This is a genomic window from Rhodococcus ruber (assembly GCF_016804345.1).
GTDB classification, from domain to species: Bacteria; Actinomycetota; Actinomycetes; order Mycobacteriales; family Mycobacteriaceae; genus Rhodococcus; species Rhodococcus ruber.
Genome location: NZ_CP044211.1, coordinates 2,066,970 through 2,085,408, shown reverse-complemented (window position 1 = coordinate 2,085,408; position 18,439 = coordinate 2,066,970). Strand labels below are relative to the sequence as shown.

Here is an 18,439-nt window from a genome sequence, read left to right as displayed (position 1 = left end):
GCGCCGTCAGCGGAAGGCGTCGCCCTTCGTCGTGAGTGCCTTGACCCGCTCGACGATCCTGTCCTGCAACTTCTTCGGCGTGCGCCAGCGCATGGCGAGGCGGTCGTAGTCCATCGCGTGCTCGGCGACGATGTCCTTGAGCTGCTCGACGTCCAGCGGCGCCAGCTTCGCGCGCAGGCCGGCCTCGCCGCCGTCGCGGAACGCGGCGAACGGGTCGAACGGCCCCGGGGCGCGTGTGCCGCGCCGAGCGGCGGGGGCCTTCCGCGGTGCCGGGGCGGGCGACGGCGCCTCTCCCGGCGCGGTGAGTGCCGAGGCGAGGGCGTGCGCGAACCGCGGGGTGCGGGCGGCCTTGTCGGCGATCACCTGCACCAGCCGCACCAGGGCGGTCGCGGCGGCGGGGCTCGATCCCTGCAGCCGCATCAGCGCGGCGCTCGCCTCCCCGATCTGCACTCGGAGGCGGGCCTCGTCGCGGTCGACGGCGCCGGTCACAGCAGCACCTGCGCGTTCATCAGGACGTCCTCGGTCAGCATGCGCAGGGCGTCGAACTGCCCGGAGTTGCCGTACTTGCGCTTGAGGGTGCCGTACGGGACGAACTCCGCGGACTGCGCGATCTGGTTGGCCTCGGGGATCCACGCCGGCACGACGTTCGCGATCCGCTCGTCGCGCTGCAGCTGTTCGATGATGCTGCGGTGCAGGTTCGACGCACTCCGGTACTTGGTGATGACGAGGCCGACCTCGCGGATGGGATGTCCCGTCCGCTCGGCGAACGCCCGCACCCGGGTCTGCAGCTGGGGAATGCCGTAGGTCGAGAGGATGTCGGGGATGGTCGGAATGAGGTAGCCGTTCGCCAGCCGCAGGCCGTTCTGGGTGAGCATGCCGAGGTTGGGCGGGCAGTCGACGAGGATGTAGTCGTACCGGTCGGCGATCGGGGTGATCGCGTGCAGCAGCACCTCGAGGGGGCGGGTGGACTTCGGGTCGGCGTACTGCTGGTGGCTCAGTCCCTCCTGGATGTCCATCAGATCCAGCGACGAGGCGAGCAGGTCGACGTTCTCGACGACGCGCACGGGTGAGACGTCGCGCTGGAGGGCCTTCTCGATGTCGAAGGCGGGGGCGTCGGGATCGACGGCGCCGCGGAACAGCGTGGCGAGGGTGCGGTCGAGCTGGTTGAGCTCCTGCCAGCGCTCCTCCCCGATCATCATCGTGGTGAGGTTGGTCTGCGGGTCCAGGTCGATCAGCAGCACCCGCTGCCCGAATTCGGCGGCCATGAACTCCGCGAGGGCGGCCGTCGTCGTGGTCTTGCCGACGCCGCCCTTCAGATTGATCGTCGCGATCACCCGCGCCACACCACACCCCCAGCACACTCGCTACTCGTTCGCTCAGCAAAGTACACCGGGACCCGGACGAATCCGGCGCCGGGCACCGGCGCACCCCCTAGATTCGAGGCAGTCGGCGACGGGAGCCCGCGAGTGCGAGAGGGACGGTGGAGGCGCTGGTGGCCGCTCGCGGCCACCGCGGCGCTCGTCGTGCTGCTCGCCGCGACGAACGCGGTCCCGACCTGGCCGGGGCTCATCCACCTGGTGGCGCTGCCGCCGCTGGATCAGTTCACCGACCTGCGGATCCTGCTGTCGCGGGCGTCGTCGTGGCCGGCGTTCCTGGTGTTGCTCGCCGGGGTGGCCGCAGCCCGGGTGGCGCTCATGGCGTGGCTCCTGGGCGGCCTCGACGCCCGCCGCCTGCGCTTCGCGGCCCTGTTCTACACGGTCGCGTTCGGGCCGGTGCTGCTGGCGGCGTTCGCCGACGCCACCGCCTACGCGGTCCTGTACTCCCGGCTGTTCTGGCCCGCCGTCGCCCTGATCGGGGTGCTGGTGCTCACGCTCGGCCCGGTGCCGTGGCAGGGCGGATCCCGGTTGCGCGCGGCCGTCGCGCTGACCTGGCGGCGGGGGCTGCGGGTCGAGGTGATGCTGCCGTACTGCGCGGTGATCCTGGCGCTGGGTGCCGTGGCCGAACGGGTCCCGGTCCTGACCGTGCCGCTCGTCCCGGTCTCGGCCGTCGCGACCGGCCTGGCGATCCGGGCGATGGGCCGCCCGGCGCTGCGCCGGCCGGGGGCGGTCCTGACCGCGCTCGTCGCGGTGCTCGCCGCCGCGTCGCTCGTGTTCGTCGCGACCCGCGGGTACGAGGAGCCGGAACCCGGACCGCCGCAGCCGGGTTCGCTGTTGATCCTGTCGGGGATCAACTCGGCGTCGGGGCGGGGCGCGATCCACGCGACGGACGTGCACCGCCTCGGTTACCGCTGCGAGCAGGTGTACTACTTCTCGTATGCCGGACCGGGCGACGGGCAGCCGCAGCGGGACGCGACCTGCCCGATCCGCACGGGTGCCCCCTACGGGCCGAGCGACACCCAGCGTCCGTTCCACGAGCAGGTCGATCTGTTCGTCGAGCAGGCGTCCGCGCTGCCTCGTCCGCTGGTGGTGGCCGCGCATTCGCACGCCGTGTGGGTGGTGTGGGAGGCCGTCGCCACCGGACGGGTCGACGTCGATGCGCTACTGCTGGTCGGCCCGTTCCCGAGCACCCCGACCGGCTATCCCCCACCGCACGTGAACGCGCCCGGCCGCGTCTTCGGCGACCTGCTGCGTGCCGCCGCTCCGGCCACCGACCTGGTCCGGTTCCACTTCGACCCGGACACCCCCGCCGCGCGGGAACTGCTCGGCACGGCGGGAGCCGCGGAATCCATCCTCGCTCAGCCACTTCCCGCAACGGTACGAGCAACGAGCCTCCCCGCGGCCACCGATCTGCCCCTGATGCCGGACGACTGGCGGCTCGACGTCGAGCGAAACGGGTGCCCGGCCCGCGTAGCCCACCCGTACCTGCCCAAATCGGCGGCATTCGAGGACGCGGCGATCCGCTTCCTGAACGGGCGTCCGCCCCCACCGTGCCCGCCGTGGCGGGACTGGGGGGCCGTACTCGTGCGGCCGTTCGGGGTGCCGGCCGGGCAGGCTCTGCGATGATCCCGAATTCCCCGGCGACGATCGCCGCCGAGGGGGATATTCGGAGGAGGCCACCACTGGTAACGAACGCGGCATCGCCGGAAGCAGCGCGGTGCTCACGACCCACGACTGCCACGACTGCCACGACCCAACGACTGCGGAGTACCCATGACACTGCTTCCCCGCCCCGGTCTGTCGACGATCGTGACGGTTGCCGCCGCTGCACTCCTGTCCGTGTCGATGCCGCCGAACGCGCTGGCCTTCGCGCCCGACATCCACGGCGCGATCCTGCGTGCAGCGCTGCCCCCGGCCACCCTCGACGGGGGTGTCGACGACCCGGCGCTCGCCGAGATCACCGGAAGCCTCCTCACCGGCACCGGCAACGAAGGCAGCGACCTGTTCCAGGGCGACGCCTTCCGGCACTTCGACAACGCCGCGCGACCGGCGGACGTCTGCGACCGTGCCCGGGACGCGTGGAACTTCTTCGTGCCCGCCGTGATCGCCGGTGCGCAACCCACCGGCCCGCCGGAGTTCCGCACCTCCGCGAACGGCTTCGCGGCCCGCAGCGCCGTCGGCGGCCTGACCCACGCACTCGCCGACTTCTACTCCCATTCGAACTGGGTCGAGCTGGCCGTCGGCACGGATCGGGCACCGGGGCTCGCCCCGCTCTTCCCGACGTGCGATCCCGCCGCTCTTCCGGCCGGACTCCACACCGGGTTCTTCGAGCTGACCCCGGCGAACGGTCTCGACGGCTGCCCGAGCGGTCCACCCGCCCCCCCGGCCGGGTCGTCCGTCCCACCGGCCGAGGGCCCGCCCGCCCCGCCCGCCCCGTTCGAGGAGTGTCACCTGACTCTGAACAAGGACGATCCGGGCACGCTCCGCGGTCGTGAGCCGGTCCCCGGATATCCCGGCACGACGTATCACCAGCTCGCGGTGCAGCTCGCCGTCGAACACACCACCGCGCTGTATCGGGAGGTCCGCGGTCTCGTCGCCGGTTCCGTCCCCGCCGGTGTCGACGGAGAGTGCGTCGCCGACAACCTGTTCCGGGCCGCGCAATTCGCACCCTGCGCGGTCCCGGCTCCCACTCCCGTTCTTCCCAAACGTGTTTCGGGTCAGCCGGTCGGCGTTGCGCCGAGTCCCCCGGCATAGGGGCGAGACCGGCTGCACCGGGGCAGGGCCCCGGCATCCACCTCTCTCACCTCATCGCTGCCACCGCGGCCGGGGTGAGACTGTCCAGGCCGGGCAGCACGAGTCCTGCGAGGGCGAGCGCATCCGGGTCGGGTGGGTACCGGGGATGGGGAATCGCGATCACCCGCATGCCGGCCGATGCCGCCGACCGCAGCCCGTTGCTGGAATCCTCCACCGCCGCACACCGAGCCGGGTCCATCCCGAGTCGCTCGGCCACCGTCAGGTAGATGTCGGGTGCCGGCTTCCCACGCGCCACACCTTCGGTGGACAGCGCCACGGTGAACACGTCTCCCAGCGCTGCGGCGTCGAGCACGCCGTCGATCAGAGCCTGCGGGGACGAGCTGGCCAGCCCGAGCGGCCACCGCGCCGCCATCGCGCGCACCGCCTCGACCGCACCCGGAATCAGCGGCAGCCGGTCGGCGTAGCGGGCGCCCATGCGATCGATGACCAGCGCTGCCACGTTGTCGGGTGGCAGGTCGACACCGAGACCGTCGCTGAGATACCTCGACCACTCCGGGGTACTCATGCCCATCAATCGGCTCTGCGCGTCGGCAGTCCACCGACCCCCGTGCTCGGCCACGACCTGCCGGCGCACCTGCTCCCACAGCGGTTCGGAGTCGACCAGCACACCGTCCAGGTCGAACACCACCGCTTCCACACCGCCGATATCGGACACAGGCCCAGTCTCGGCCACACTCGTCCGCAGGCACGACACCGACACGCAACCGATCGGCGGACGGATCCGGCGCCTCGGCCGGATGCCCGTGAGCGCTGCCGACGGGGCGAGGATGTGCTCGTCGCGCCCCTCGTCCGCCTCCTGCGGATCACGCATTCGGCGCCGCACCGGCGCGTATCGTTCTCCGATGTACGCACGTGCTCGTCGTGAGGGGGACGACCGTGAGCGAAACCGTAGGTCTGGTGGTATCCGGCGCGGGCGCCCGGGGCGCGTACGAGGCCGGAGCTATCGCATCGCTGCTGCCGCACCTGCCGAGGTCGGAGCACCCCCCGATTCTGGTGGGAACCAGCGCCGGCGCACTGAACGTCGTCGCGTTGGCCGCCTTCGCCGGGGACGGGTACAAGGCCGCAACCCACAGGATCGTGAGCCTGTGGTCGACGGTGGGACTGGACGACGTCTTCGGCCCCGTGGGGACGCTGGTCGGCACGGGCCTGCGCTACCTCGGTCAGGCCGCCGGTCTGGACGTCACGCTGCCGAGCCTTCTCGACACCGAGCGCATGCGCGACCTGCTGACATCTCTCATCTGCTGGGAGGACCTGCACGCCAACATCCGCAGCGGGGCCATCGGGGCGGTCGCGGTGACGGCGACCTCCGTCGCCACCCGCGGCACCGTGGTCTTCGTCGAGAAACACCCGTCGGTGCCGCTGCCCGACTACGACGAACAACGCAACATCACCTACGTCGAGACGGAACTGTCCGTCGAGCACGTACTGGCCTCGGCGGCGGTGCCGGTGCTGTTCCGGCCCGTCCGGGTCACCGAACCGGCGGCGTGGGCGGGCTGGTACGTCGACGGTGGTCTGCAGCTCAACACCCCGCTGAAGCCGGCCCTCGCCCTCGGCGCGGACACCCTCGGAGTCGTCGCGACCCAGCCGCGGCACTGGATCGAACAGCCTGCCGCCGATCTCGCGCCCGGCGACGACGAGCCACCCGACGTGTTCGGTGCCGCCGCACTCGTCCTGCGCGCCGTCCTCTCGGACCGCATGATCGAAGACCTGCACCAGCTCGAGGTCCGCAACGACCGGCTGATGCGCATCCGCGCAGCCGGAGTGGACAGCGCGGACGTGACCTCGGATCGGGAGATCGAGGTGCGGTTCGCGGGCCCGTCGCTCGAGCAGGCATACGACCTCGGCCGGCTCGCCTACGACATCTACAGCGAGAAGGGCGCGGGGGTGGGCGGCCTGCGCCACCCCTGGCTGTCGGTGCTGGGCCGCCTCGTGGGAGGGACCCGCGAGGACCACGGCGACCTGCTGAGCTTCCTGCTCTTCGACCCGGACTTCACCTCCGCCGCAGCCGAACTCGGACTCGCGGCGTTGCACCGGTTGGCATCCCGCGAACAAGCACCTCGGACGTCGTCGTAGGTGGGACCCTACGTCTTCAAGCGCCGAATCGGCGGTCGAGCACATACGCCTCTCCCGCCCGCACGAACACCAGTTGCAGTGCGCCCACCCGTTCCCCAGCGGCTCGGGTAAGCAGCTCCGCGTACAGGGTGAGCTGGGTCCAGTACGCTTCGAGCGTCTCATGCGTCACGGCAACGTCGGTCTTGTAGTCGACGATCACCAGAGTTCCGTCGTCCTCGCGATAGACGAGGTCCGCGATGCCTTCGACGACGGTGTCCGAATCGGCTGGCACGCCCGCGAGCGGCAGTTCGCGCCAGTGTTCGCGGGTGGCGGCTCGTCGCACAGGCGCACAGGTCAGGGCCGCCCGAACGAGGGCAACGAACCGGTCCAGGTCCCGCACGCCGGTTGCCACCGCAACCGCGGCGGCACTCGCATCCGATTCGTCCGTCGGGGCACGCAGGTCGACGGATTCGAGCGCGGCATGCAGAGCGATGCCGAGATCCGTGCCGCTCTCGAGCACTCCGGTGGCCGGTGGGACGACCTCCGGGCCGACGGGCGGTGGGACCAGGGCACGACAGGCGGCGGCGAGCGTGGCGACCGGCTCGGGTGGGTCGTGCGCGAGGCGAGTGGCGGAGACGGATGCCGGTAGCCCCGACGTCGCCTCCACCTGGTCGCTCTCGTCCTCCCACTGCTGCCAGCTGACACCGTGGTCGGCTGCGGTGGCGCCGTCGTGCTGTTCGGCGACGGGCTCGATCAGCTCGGGTGTCCGATCGGGGTGTCCCTCGATCCCAGCGGCGAGCAGAGCGCCCCAGCCGTCCCGGGCAGACCGGTATCCGGAGACGGCGAGCAGGCTCTCGGCGCGAGTGCATGCGACGTACAGCAACCGGATGCGCTCGGCGCGGATGTGCCGGCGTTCGACGTCGGCCAGCTCCTGGTAGCCGGGCGCGCAAACTGCCTTGGAAAGCCGCAGGCGCACACGACCGTGCTCGTCCCACAGGGCGGCCTCGTCGACCGCGCGGAATCCGCTGCTCATCCCTGCCACGACGACCATCGGGAACTGCAGCCCCTTGGCGGCGTGCATGGTCATGATGCGTACGGCGTTGACCCCGACCTCCGGCAGGACCGCTTCGGTGACGCGAGCGTCCTCCTCCTGTTGCGTTGCAGCCCACGCCAAGTAGCCGCGCAGGTCACCGCGCTCGGCGTCGTACCAGGCGTAGGCCTGGTCGATGACGAAGCGCAGCCGCCGCCACACATCCCGGTGCCGCGGCGAACCCATGGAGACCTCGAACACACGCCGCTCGTCGGCGAGGCGGGCGAGCAGGCTTCCCGGATCGGTGTGGGACAGATCCCGGCGCACCGTCCGCAGATACCTCAGCGCCTCGGCGACCGGCGAGTCCTCCTGCCCCAGCGGTGGTTCCGCGCCGAGGTACCACTGACCGCCGGCCTTCTTCCAGCGCAACAGGTCGTCGTCGCCGCAACCGAACAGCGGAGTACGCAGTGTGGCCACGAGTACGGCCTCGTCCGCGGTATGGGTAAGCGCGCGGGCGGTGAGCAGCAGGTCGTGGACATCCTGGGTCGAGTACACCAGTGAGGACGCCTCGGCGCGGAACTCGATCCCTGCGCGGTCGAGCGCGTCTTCCAGGAACGGCAGACAGGTTCGGGCCGGGATGAGGACGCAGATGTCGCTCTCCCGGACCGGCTCGTGACAATAGTCGCCGTGGCGGCCGGTCTCCTTGCACCAGCCGCGCCTGAGAGCGGTGGCGACGACGCGGGCGACATCGCGGGCCTCGGCCCCGCGTACTGTATCGGCGGTCGGTTTCTCGTCGAGGTCTTCGGTCGCAAACACGAACGGCAAGGGGCCCTGTGAGGTGTCCCACTCCGCTCGACCCGGCGCCGGGTCGAGCGGGGTGTACCCGGGCTGGAGGTGTCCGTCCGACACGATCAGGCGTCCGAAGACGTCGTTGACCCAGTCGAGGACCGGGCGGGTGGAGCGGAAGTTGGTGGTCAGTGACACCACCTGGTCGGCCTCGTCGCGGGCGGCCATATAGGTGGCGATATCGGCGCGCCGGAAGCGATAGATGGACTGCTTGGGATCCCCGACGGTGAACAGCCGGCCCGTTCGGTCGGGGCCGGCGACGATGCGCCGGGCGATGTCGAGTTGCAGTGGATCGGTGTCCTGGAACTCGTCGAGCAGGATCCGCTGGTAGTTCTCGTGCAGCGCCGCCTGCACGCCTGGATCCTCGAGAATGTCCCGCGCATGGATCAGCAGATCGTGGAACTCGAGCTCACCGCTGCGGCGACGAGCACGGGCCTCGTCGAGGACGATGCGGATGATCTCGCCGCCGACGATCTCGAGGGCGGCCGCGTGGAAGCGCTCGCACTCCTCACGTGCGACCGTACCCAGCTGCTTCAGTTCCTCCCTGAGTTCCCGGACCCGGTTCGTGCCCCCCAGCCAGTTCTTTCCCGCCCCGCCGGTCCCGACCCCGGGGCATCCGGCCGCTACGGCCGCCCACTCGTCGTCGCGAGCCGCGGCGAGACACGACCGCCACTCGCGGACCTTGTCGAGTTGTGCGGCGAACCTGTCGGTGCGGTCGGTGCAGTCGGCGAGAGCGTCGAGGAGCACGTCGGCGCGTCGCAGGATCAAGTCGATATCGGGGACCGGCAACGCGACGGGCGGGTCGACGGGCGTGAGCCGGTCCCAGTGCCGGTCGAGGCGGTCTGCGAGGTCGCGGAACCGGTCGAACGTGACGTCGGCGGCGACGAGGACTCGGGTGGCCTGCCCCACCTGATTCTCCTGTACCGGGAACAGCGCGGCGCGGATGCGTTGCCACCGTCGCTCGAACGCCAGGTGGGAGCCCATCGCGTCGACGACCCGGACGCGCAGGGGCACGCCCGCGTCGAGCGGATGCTCCGCGACGAGGCGTGCCGCGAACGAATGCAGGGTGCCGATCGCAGCGGTGTCGACCTGAGCGAGCGCCGCCTTCTGCCGCTCCGATTCGGGACTCTCCGCCAGGCGCGCCCGCACGCGCTCCCGCAGCTCGGCAGCGGCCTTTTCCGTGAAAGTGATCGCGGCGATGCGGTCGAGTTCGGCCCCGTCGTGCAGGACGAGGTGACAGATGCGTCCGACGAGGGCGTACGTCTTGCCGCTCCCGGCACCCGCCTCGACAAAGAGATTCGCTTCGGTGTCGTTCTCGATGCGTTCGCGCTCGCATCGGTCACGAAGGTCCTCGCCTACTGCCGTCACATTGCCTCGCTCTCGTCGGCGTGGACGGCGGCGAACTCCGCGAGCTGCGGGTCGTCACGCAGAACTTGCCACCAACGCTGCATACCGAGCCGTCCGATCACATTCGTTGTGTAGCAGTACCGCTTGCCGGGACGGGGTGGGAACTGACCGGCCGAAATCGCACGGTGCACGAATGCGAGGTCGTCTCGCACCGTAGCGAACACGTCGCCGGTCATCGTGTAGCCGATAGCCGCGAAACGGTAGCGCTCGGTGATGAACCAGTAGCGGACCTCGACCGGGTCGTCGACGTCGGCCGTCGCCCGCGCAAACACGCCGTAGACCGGAAGCTGGTAGCGGGTGCGCCCGGCGGTGGGGGCGTCAGCCGTCAGGGACTCGTAGTCGCCCGTGCCGCCGGTCTTGTAGTCGGTGACCCGAAGGCGCCCCTGCCGGTGCCGGTCGATGCGGTCCACCGTCCCTCTGAACATCAGCGTTGCGGCACCGATGTCGAACTCGACAGGTCGGTCCGCTCCGCCGAACTCGATCTCCGTGCCGATGGGCGCCCAACCGTCGGCTCGGTCCTCGGCGTCGTGGTCGTGCCACGATTCCAAATCGTGCCGGATGGCCGCGCTGTCGCGTTCCCACAACTGCGGCAGCCAGCCGGGTGCGGCGGCACGGGCCTTGCACAGCTCATGCTCCGCGATCTCGCGCAACCGCGTGCGTCCGCCGTCGGATCCCGAGATACGCTCGGCCACATATCTGTTCAGGATCTCGTGGATGAGGCTGCCGCGGGTGAGCGGGTCGATTCCGATCACCTCGTCCGGATCTTCGAGATGTTCGGCGTGCAGGATCTTCCGGATGAAGAACACGTACGGGCTCGTCACCCACGCCTCCAGGCTGGTCGGCGCGATCGGCTCGTCGAACACGCCGAGAAGGTCGGCAGCGGACGCCAGGTTGCCGTTGAACCGAGTGAACCTGCCCCACAGCCGGTCGCTGCGCATCTGCATTCCACGCTCGACGACGGCGTCGTCGAGCAGACCGGAGCGACGGGATGCCGGGACCGCGGCGAGGGCGCGCAGCCGCCATTCGGTTGCCGACGCTGCGCCGGTGCCGATCCGGGGGTCGGAGTTCTGTGTCGCGGCGTCGAACGACGGCACGATCACGACGTGGTCACACCTGTCCGTGTCCTTCGCCCAGCTCGTGGTGCCGACCCGGATACCCGTGAGGGCGTCCAGGGTAGGCAGCACCCAGCGCGAGGGCACCCGCTCTCCCCCGCCGCGCAGGCTGCCGCGAGGAAAGGTGAGCACGCGGTGGTGGCGTCCCGCTGCGACGGTCCGGAGGAACTGTCGATACTGCACCTCGAGCCGGTCGGACTGCCCGAACCCGGTGACCGCATCGGGCAACAGCGGGTCGTCGCGGCGGACGAACGGCAGTAGTCCTTCGGCTCCGCCGACGACGATGCTCACATCGAGGCTGCGTCCGCTGCCGATGGGAATCGGACCCACCGTGACTCCCGCCCCGCCCGTGCCCACAGTTCGGCGGTGTGCCTGCACCCGCACGGCGACCGCGCCGACGATGCGTTCCGGGGAGGGCGGCGGGGCGATGCTGTCGAGATCGCCCAGGCCGGTTGCGATGTGGTGGAGGACTGCCAGGTCGTCAGGGTCTCCGGCGGTCGGTCGGAAGTAGCGTCCGAGCAGGCCGGTGAGCCCCGTCGCCACATCTGACCACGTGTCCGCGCCAACTACGGCAGCGAGGTCTCCGCGCAACGCATCGATCAGCCCCCGCAACTGCTCCGCGGTCCGAAACAGGGGGCTCGCCGATTCGACGGTGGTCAGCTTGTGCCAGTCGTCGCCGGCGACGATCGGCATCTCATGGCACGTGAGCAGTTCGGCGAGACGGACGCCGAGGACGCCACCCCTGTCGTCGCGCCAGTACACGGCCTGCTCGGCGAGGATGGCGAGCAGTGCTCGACGCGGCATGGCGTCGAGGTCGAGTTGCAGCAACCGCAGCAGACTGCGCGCGGCCGCCCGATCACCGACGGACCGGTGCTCGGGGCCGTGGAACCCGATGCCGGCCCGTCCGAAATGCTCGTGCAGTAGGACCAGGTACGGATCCTCGGCCGCATAGAACACGCCGATGCGGTGCCCCGGAACACCGTTCGAAAGATGCCGCCGGACGAGCCGGGTGACCGCTCGGATTTCGTCGTCGGAGTCGGACGCATGAACGACCAGGGTGCCGGGCGGGGCAGCTTCATCCTCGACGTCGACGGTGACGGTGCGGTCCCGCAGGTGTTCGAGGAACAGCCGCGCCGCCGGGTCCTCCTCACACGGCAGGAAGACAACGATCGCGCCGGCCTCGCCGAGACGCTCGCGCGCAGCCGTGTATGCCTCGTGCTGCACGTGGAACCGGTGAGCGTGGGCGGCGATGCAGCGCCGGTGGATGCGGAACACCCCGTCTACCAGCGGGTTCGCGTCCTCCGGGCACGGAACGTCGAGGGCGCACAACTGCCACGACGCGTGCGCGAGCGATTCCGCGGTCGCGGACTGGTCGGCGACATCGGCGAACACTCCGGGATCGTCCAGAAGCGCTTTCTGCACGGCGGCCTCGAGCAGCGGATAGCGCAACGGCGCGCGTGGGGCGAGTGCCGGCCGGGCCAGGTGCTCGACGAACTGCTCCAGCGTGCGCACGTGGGTGTTGGCGAGCCCGCCGGTGCGCGCGAGATGGGCGGTGACGTCGCGGCCGACGCCGTGCCCGGGGACGACAACCGTCACCGGCGCGAGTGGCCGCCCCGCCTTGGCGTCGGCGACGGCGGCCGAGAGCCGGTCGTACGCGTCGATGATCACGATCCCATCATGACCGCCCCGTGGGACACGGGGCGTCCGAATCGGTCGACGCACTCTGGGGAAGATGGAACCCGGCAGGATATCCACTACCCCTCGGCTGTCCCGTCGGGGAAACCGCCCCATGCCGAGAGGGCGGTATCTCCCTCCTTCCGGCGGACGGCCGTCGGTTTTCAGACGTTCGACCCATCGACCGGGATGCGACCGTTGCTCGGTCGAGACGAGTACGGATCCGGTTGCTGGACGGCCATTTCGATGTCGCATGCACCGAGACCGACGTCGTATGTCGTCGCCGTGCCGTCCACCGGTCCGGGTTGCCACGGCCACCATGCGCGCAGGCGGCCGTTGGACCCGGCGAGTGGCACACGTAGTCGGGTGCTTCCGTCCTCCCACTCGGACAGAGTCTCCACGTCGCCGCGCGCCAGAGCCTCGAAATCCGGCACGATCTCGATATCGTCGACGACGATCAAAGCGGTGGAAGGTGTTCGGTCGGAGATCCGCAGTTCGACCGTAGCCGGCTCCGCGTCGCCCGTGCCGACGACATGGACGGCCCACCGTTCACTCCCTTTGACCGCCTCGAGTTGGTGCCCCGCGAACCCGCTGACATCTGTGACCCGGTATCCATCAGCCTCGAGGAATCGGCTCGCGGCTTCGAGTGCATGACCCTGTATCGCGGCGCGATACTGCGGGATCAAGTCCCGGACGACGGAGCGCTTCCGGAGTACCTTCGATGCACCCGAAGTCAGAGTCGCGAGCTCAGGCAACCGGGGAAGAACTCCCAGCAGTGGAGTCGGGAACCACGCTATCGCATAAGGACGTGGCTTCCTGATCTCGCGTTTCTTGTTCTTCATGAATGGGACAGCGAGCGGGCCTTGTGAATCGTCCGAGCTCTCCGACTCTTGGACGGCGAGGACGGTCTTGCTCGCGCGGCGTACGTCGGCAAGGGTCACCGGCTCGGGAAGTTCCCTTTGCCAGGACAACGGAACGAACAATCGGCTGCGACTGATGTCGAGTGATTCGGCCTCGGAGTCACCGGGCTCCGGCCTCGGGGTGATGGACTCGGCGTCATCATTCGTCGCGGTGTAATACAGGGCAGGGTGGTCGACCACCACAGACCACCCCCAGATGCCGGACGGGGCGTCGTCGCCGCACCACCAGTGCAACACCACGTCGCCGGGCAGCATGCGCTGGGCAAGCGCTGCGGAGGCGCACACCTTCCCCTCCTCCTCGAAGTAGGGAACGTCGATGGTCTCACCGAGGGTGTCCCATTCGTGGTCGGTTGTCTCCATCCACACCACCGGACCCGAGGACAGCGGAGTAGAGGGCCGACCGGGTTCCAGCGGTCCAGGTGTCTGGGGTTCTCGTCGCACGGTATGGCCCTGCACGTCGGACCGCGCTCCGTCTGCAGTAATGACCGAGTGCCGGACGTACGGACCCCACGCGGAGTCGACGAGTTCGGCGCGGTACTCGCCGATCACGAGTTCGTCGTCCCCCGCCGGCTCTCGTGGAAGGGTGCGGGCGCGGACCCGCTCCCGGGGACGGGGTCGGCGACGGGCCGAGAGCAGACCACCGTCCCCGGCAACTGGGCCGCCGTCCTCGGACCAGAGGAACCCGCACTGGGCGCACGAGTATTCGGGCATCCCGGTGCCCACAGAGATCACGCAGCCCATGGCCGCCACACCGGGAGGCGGCGGTCCCGGTGGCATTCCCCAAAGACACAGATCTGTGCGCCGGGCTCGACAAGCCGGGCAGCGCGGGCGGCGGGAGTACATCAGATCCTCGACGGACGGACCGAACGGCTGATGCAAAGTACTGTGGCAGCTTTCGCACACCCATGCTGCCTGCGCAGCTCGACCGAGTGGCTCGGCTCTTGTAGAAGTCCAGGCATCGACGCCATCCCGACCGGGGTCGTACCAGTGGAGTTCGAAACCATCGGGTCCGCTCCCGCCACTGGTGTCGCCAGCCATTTCACCGCAGCACAGGCATTCGCCGGGGTGGCCGTAGGCGCTGTCGGATTGCTGTGGCGCCTGCGCGCAGCCGGTCGTGTCGGTGACCTGCCAGGGTGTCGGCTCGTGCCGCTCTCGATCGATAGCTTCGAGCAGGCGCTGGGCATATCCGTCGCCCAGGGTCACCGGAGGCGCGGGGAACGGTTCCCGCATCCGGAGTTCGAGGGCCCGGACCGAGATCCCATCTGTAAAGGGAAAGTCGTAGGTCTCCGTGCCGATGAAGTCGTCCTCCGATCCGGTCGTGAGGACCTCGACGTTGAGTATTGCGAGTTCCCGCGCGGATACCACGACCACGAGTGTGTCGTCAGCGGAATACTTGTCAGGCATGCCCCAGTGCAGATCCCTGATGTCCGCGTCGTCGTCGGGCCCATAGCAAGCCAGAGCCTGCCTCCATGGGGTCAACAGACACAGGTGCGTTCTGGGTCCTGGTTCGCTGTGCGGCATGCAGCACAGAGTTCCCGAAGTGCGTGAACCGAAACCTGCGTCCTCACTCCACGTGGGATGCGATCGTATGCAGCATCTTCCGCCCCATGACGAACGTGATCGGTTCCATCAGCGTCGGGCCGAACGCGAGCCGGCTCCCGAGCGACGAACCGTAGCGTCCCCGGCCGTGTTCGAGGAGGCGGGTGCCCCCGCCCGGGGCCGGACGCAGGTGGAACGACCACAGGAATGCGTCGCCGGTCTGCTCCGTCGCGCCGTGCAGGACGAGATCGCGGTTCGGCTCGAGCACCGCGACGGTGAGCGGTGGGGCCTTGGGGTGCTGGCGGATCGGGTCGCCGACGGCGAGGTGCTGCAGGTCGGGGCGGATCGCGGTGGCATTGGTGATGCGGCAGCCGATGAGGTTCTCGAGGCCCTCGTAGCTGTAGAAGCCGCCGCGGCCCTGACCGATCTGCACGATCCACGGCCACACCCGCTCCGGCGGCGCGTCGACCGTGACGGCGCGGGTGAAGCCCCAGTCCGGGGCGGGGACCACGTCGTCGCCCGGATACTGCGCGGCCAGTTCCCCGGCGGTAGCGCCCCAGGTGGTGCGCCACCGCCGCAGGATCCGGGTGGTGAGCAGGTGGAACGCGATGAGCAGGGCACCGCCCACCGACTCGGACAGCGAGCGCAGCCGCCCCATCAGTCTCCCGGCTTCGCCGTCAGCAGCACCTTGAGCGCACCGGTCTCGGCGGCCCGGCCGAACACGTCGTAGGCCTCCTCGAACTCGTCGAGGGAGAACCGGTGGGTGATCATCGGCGAGGTGTCGAGCTTGCCGCTGCGGACCAGGCCGATCAGCGTCGGGGTCGAGTGCGTGTCGACGAGCCCGGTGGTGATGGTGAGGTCCTTGATCCAGATGCTCTCGAGGTGCAGCGTGGCCGGCGCACCGTGGACGCCGATGTTGGCGACGTGGCCGCCCGGTCGCACCAGCTCGACGGCCTGTTCGAACGTCGCGGGCACGCCGACGGCCTCCATGGTGACGTCCGCGCCGAGACCGTCGGTCAGGTCGCGGACGACGGCGGCGACGTCGTCGCGGCCGGGGTTGAGTACCAGGTCCGCGCCGAGTTCCCGGGCCGCCTCGAGCCGACTGTCGGCGAGGTCGACCGCGACGACGTGGCTCGGGCTCAGCAGCCGGGTGGCGAGAATCGCGGCGAGACCGATGGGGCCGGCACCGACGATCACGACGACGTCGGCGGGGCGCACGCATCCGTTGAGCACGCCGACCTCGTAGGAGGTGGGCAGGATGTCCGCGAGCATGAGCATCTGCTCGTCACTCACCCCCTCGGGCACGCGGTGGGTGGAGTTGTCCGCGAACGGAACTCGCACGAGTTCGGCCTGGGTGCCGTCGATGAGGTGGCCGAGGATCCAGCCACCGCCGCCGAGGCACTGGCCGTAGCGACCCTCGCGGCAGAAGCGGCAGCGGCCGCACGAGGTGATGCACGAGACGAGGACTCGGTCGCCGGGTGCGAGGTTCTGCACGCTCGGCCCGACCTCGACGACGGTGCCGACGGCCTCGTGCCCGAGGATGCGCCCGTCGGTGACCTCAGGGACGTCGCCGCCGAGGATGTGCAGGTCGGTGCCGCAGATGGTGACCGCGTCGACGCGGACGATCGCGTCGGTGGGGTCCGTGATTCGGGGGTCGGGGACGTCCTCCCAGGAGCGTTTGCCCGGACCGTGGAACACCAGTGCCTTCATTGGTTCGGCCCTTTCGCCGATCGGTGGGTGCCGGGTCCAGCGTCTCACCCGCAGCGCCGTCGGAAAATGGCCATTGGGCCTCGAATCGGGCGGGTGGAGGTCCCACCGGGGCGGATCAGTGGCCGGCGACGATCGCGAGCCGGTCGGTGCCCGGGTTCGCCTCGACCAGGGCCTCGGGGGTGCCGTACCCGTCGACCTCGACGACGGGCGCGCGGTCGACGGTGGCGCGCACGACGGCGCCGTCGGACATGAAGACGATCAGACCCTGACCCGTGGTCTGCGGGAGGTTTTCCCACACGGTGCCGGTCAGGCCGAGGTCCCGGTTGATCGAGCTCATCAGCAGGGGCATCGAGAAGCGGTACATGCGGTCCCACGACCCCGGCGGCAGCCCGGCCCCCTCGGCGACGGAGGACAGGGAGCGGGGCTCACCGCTGAGCAACACCGTGTCGAACTCCGCTTCGAGGATCGGGTCGTCCTGCACCCGGACCGTGTCACCCGATCCGCCGCATCCGGCGAGCACGAGCACGGCAGCCGGCAGCACCGCCGTCACCAGGCCCTTCGCCATCGGCATCGTGTGCAGCACCCGGTCACCCCCCAGTCGCTTCGCTCGAGAACGCGTGAAAGCTACAGCACCGGGCGCTCGCGGAGCAGGGGCGTCGGGCCACGTCGGAACCGTCGACGAGAAGGTCTGTGACCGCTGACAATCCGGCGGTTCTACTCCCGCGCGGTGAGCTCCGCGATGTCGCCGTGCAGCTCCGACCGGAGCGAGCCCATCAGCTCCGCGGCGATCCCGAACTGATCGCCGACGAAGTGGGTGTTGTCGGCCGAGAGCTCCCGCGCTCCCGAGCGGCCGATGAGGGAGTCGATCCGCTCGTCGAGGCTGGCGGTGCGGGCCTCGACCTCGGCGGTGCGCAACTGCATCTCGGCGACGGTGAGCAGCTCGCCGATGCGTGCCAGGGCCGCCACCCGGTCCAGGAGCTGATCCCACACCGGTTCGAGGGCGGCGATGCGCGCATCGACGGCCGCACGAGCGGACGGGGCCGCGCGGCGGGCGTCGGCGAGTTCGGCGAGCAGGCCGCGCAGCGTGACGGTGTCGACGGCGATCTGGGTCAGCTCGTCGGCGAGATCGAGCTGGGACCGCTGCACCGCGAGGTGCTCGGACCGCCACGCGGTGGAACCTTCGATGCGGTCGTAGAGGGTGCCGGCGAGGAACAGCAGGGTGTCGTACCGGTCGACGAAGTGGTCGTCGTCGGGCACCTGCCGGCCGAGGGCGTCGGCGGCGCGACGTCCCGCGGCGGCCGCCGCGGTGCCGTCCGACCAGCGCGTCACGCGGTCGACGGCCACGCCGAGCACCGCACCGCGCACCTGATCGGCCATCTTCTCGGGGACGGGCGCGGGCGTGTGCTGCAACGCCGCGAACAGGGCGTCGCGCTGGTGCGGGTCGAGGTGCACGCCGTCGCGTCGTTCCCGCCGCACGGCCCGCACGCCCTGCGCGTAGTGCCGGCCGGAGACGGTGAGCGTGTAGTGGGCGTTGCGCAGCCGCTTGGCCAGTTCCCCCGCCCGGTACTCGAACACCAGCCGGGCGGCGCCGGGGCGCAGGTCGGCAGCCCGCACCGTGAGACGGGCGTGCTCGTCCGTGAGGTGCCGCAACGCACCGAAACCGCCGAGGGTCGGCAGCCCGCGCCCGATCCGGCGGCGCCGGGCCAGGATGTCGCGGGTCTCGTCGTCGAGACGGCCGGCGGCCAGGCACAGGGCGGCGGCGTCCGACAGCGGGGCGTGCCGGCCGTCGAGCCGGTGCTGCTCGCACCAGCGGCGCACCTGCGCGGCCATCCGCTCGCGGCGCTGCTCGGCCGGTTCGAACCCGACCGGGAACTGTGGGGCGTCGGACATCGGGACCTCCTCGTGGCGTCCGGACCTCTCCACTGTTCCAGAAATCCCGGTGCCGCGGCGGGGGCGCCG

At 70.3% G+C, this 18,439-nt stretch carries 13 protein-coding genes; 3 read left to right on the top strand and 10 right to left on the bottom strand.

All coding sequences use genetic code 11. The annotated features are described in order from the left end of the window. Positions 1-6: 6 nt before the first annotated feature. Both F1734_RS09785 and F1734_RS09780 read right to left on the bottom strand, forming a co-directional pair. Positions 7-489, bottom strand: coding sequence for a hypothetical protein (locus F1734_RS09785; protein ID WP_140188441.1), 483 nt, complete (start codon positions 487-489; stop codon positions 7-9). Then, entirely contained in the window at positions 486-1,343 is an 858-nt protein-coding gene (locus tag F1734_RS09780) for a ParA family protein (RefSeq protein ID WP_140188440.1), read from the bottom strand. Before F1734_RS09780 ends, F1734_RS09785 begins: the two co-directional genes overlap by 4 nt. 123 nt (positions 1,344-1,466) lie before the next feature. Between F1734_RS09780 and F1734_RS09775 the strand changes: the two genes are divergently transcribed. Then, a complete protein-coding gene (locus F1734_RS09775; protein WP_140188439.1) occupies positions 1,467-3,002 on the top strand; it encodes a hypothetical protein in 1,536 nt (511 codons plus the stop codon). A 147-nt stretch (positions 3,003-3,149) separates the two neighbouring features. Beyond that, positions 3,150-4,130: a hypothetical protein gene (locus F1734_RS09770; RefSeq protein WP_202637515.1), complete on the top strand. Its 981-nt coding sequence runs from the start codon at positions 3,150-3,152 to the stop codon at positions 4,128-4,130. A gap of 46 nt (positions 4,131-4,176) precedes the next feature. Here F1734_RS09770 and F1734_RS09765 read toward each other — a convergent pair whose 3' ends face one another. Next, positions 4,177-4,845, bottom strand: a complete 669-nt coding sequence (locus F1734_RS09765; RefSeq protein ID WP_140188438.1) for an HAD family hydrolase — start codon at positions 4,843-4,845, stop codon at positions 4,177-4,179. Positions 4,846-5,087: 242 nt separating this feature from the next. On the opposite strand from F1734_RS09765, the gene F1734_RS09760 reads away from it, so the two are divergent. Beyond that, positions 5,088-6,263 (top strand): patatin-like phospholipase family protein, encoded by a 1,176-nt coding sequence (locus F1734_RS09760; protein WP_140189112.1) that lies wholly within the window; start codon positions 5,088-5,090, stop codon positions 6,261-6,263. Positions 6,264-6,279: 16 nt separating this feature from the next. Here the strand turns inward: F1734_RS09760 and F1734_RS09755 are convergent, their stop codons facing one another. The 7 genes from F1734_RS09755 to F1734_RS09725 all read right to left on the bottom strand — a co-directional run bounded on the left by F1734_RS09755 (position 6,280) and on the right by F1734_RS09725 (position 18,370). Continuing rightward, the gene (locus F1734_RS09755; RefSeq protein WP_140188437.1) at positions 6,280-9,486 is read right to left on the bottom strand and encodes a UvrD-helicase domain-containing protein; all 3,207 of its coding nucleotides are present in this window, start codon (positions 9,484-9,486) and stop codon (positions 6,280-6,282) included. Next, positions 9,483-12,305, bottom strand: a complete 2,823-nt coding sequence (locus F1734_RS09750; protein ID WP_048773060.1) for a PD-(D/E)XK nuclease family protein — start codon at positions 12,303-12,305, stop codon at positions 9,483-9,485. The genes F1734_RS09755 and F1734_RS09750 overlap by 4 nt, the downstream gene beginning before the upstream one ends. Positions 12,306-12,475: 170 nt before the next feature. After that, a complete protein-coding gene (locus F1734_RS09745; RefSeq protein ID WP_203011569.1) occupies positions 12,476-14,635 on the bottom strand; it encodes a hypothetical protein in 2,160 nt (719 codons plus the stop codon). Positions 14,636-14,795: 160 nt separating this feature from the next. Further along, a complete protein-coding gene (locus F1734_RS09740; RefSeq protein WP_017680485.1) occupies positions 14,796-15,428 on the bottom strand; it encodes a hypothetical protein in 633 nt (210 codons plus the stop codon). After that, complete coding sequence (locus F1734_RS09735; protein ID WP_017680486.1) at positions 15,428-16,480, bottom strand: zinc-dependent alcohol dehydrogenase family protein; 1,053 nt, start codon at positions 16,478-16,480, stop codon at positions 15,428-15,430. The genes F1734_RS09740 and F1734_RS09735 overlap by 1 nt, the downstream gene beginning before the upstream one ends. A 115-nt stretch (positions 16,481-16,595) precedes the next feature. Next, positions 16,596-17,063: a hypothetical protein gene (locus tag F1734_RS09730; protein WP_010592330.1), complete on the bottom strand. Its 468-nt coding sequence runs from the start codon at positions 17,061-17,063 to the stop codon at positions 16,596-16,598. A 131-nt stretch (positions 17,064-17,194) separates the two neighbouring features. Beyond that, positions 17,195-18,370: a hypothetical protein gene (locus tag F1734_RS09725; RefSeq protein ID WP_010592331.1), complete on the bottom strand. Its 1,176-nt coding sequence runs from the start codon at positions 18,368-18,370 to the stop codon at positions 17,195-17,197. Between the last annotated feature and the right edge of the window lie 69 nt (positions 18,371-18,439).

Bases quoted from the DNA above. Each gene is read 5' to 3' on its own strand.
- F1734_RS09770 (WP_202637515.1), top strand. From the start codon at position 3,150: ATGACACTGCTTCCCCGCCCCGGTCTGTCGACGATCGTGACGGTTGCC.
- F1734_RS09745 (WP_203011569.1), bottom strand. From the start codon at position 14,635: ATGCCTGACAAGTATTCCGCTGACGACACACTCGTGGTCGTGGTATCC.
- F1734_RS09725 (WP_010592331.1), bottom strand. From the start codon at position 18,370: ATGTCCGACGCCCCACAGTTCCCGGTCGGGTTCGAACCGGCCGAGCAG.
- F1734_RS09735 (WP_017680486.1), bottom strand. From the start codon at position 16,480: ATGAAGGCACTGGTGTTCCACGGTCCGGGCAAACGCTCCTGGGAGGAC.
- F1734_RS09740 (WP_017680485.1), bottom strand. From the start codon at position 15,428: ATGGGGCGGCTGCGCTCGCTGTCCGAGTCGGTGGGCGGTGCCCTGCTC.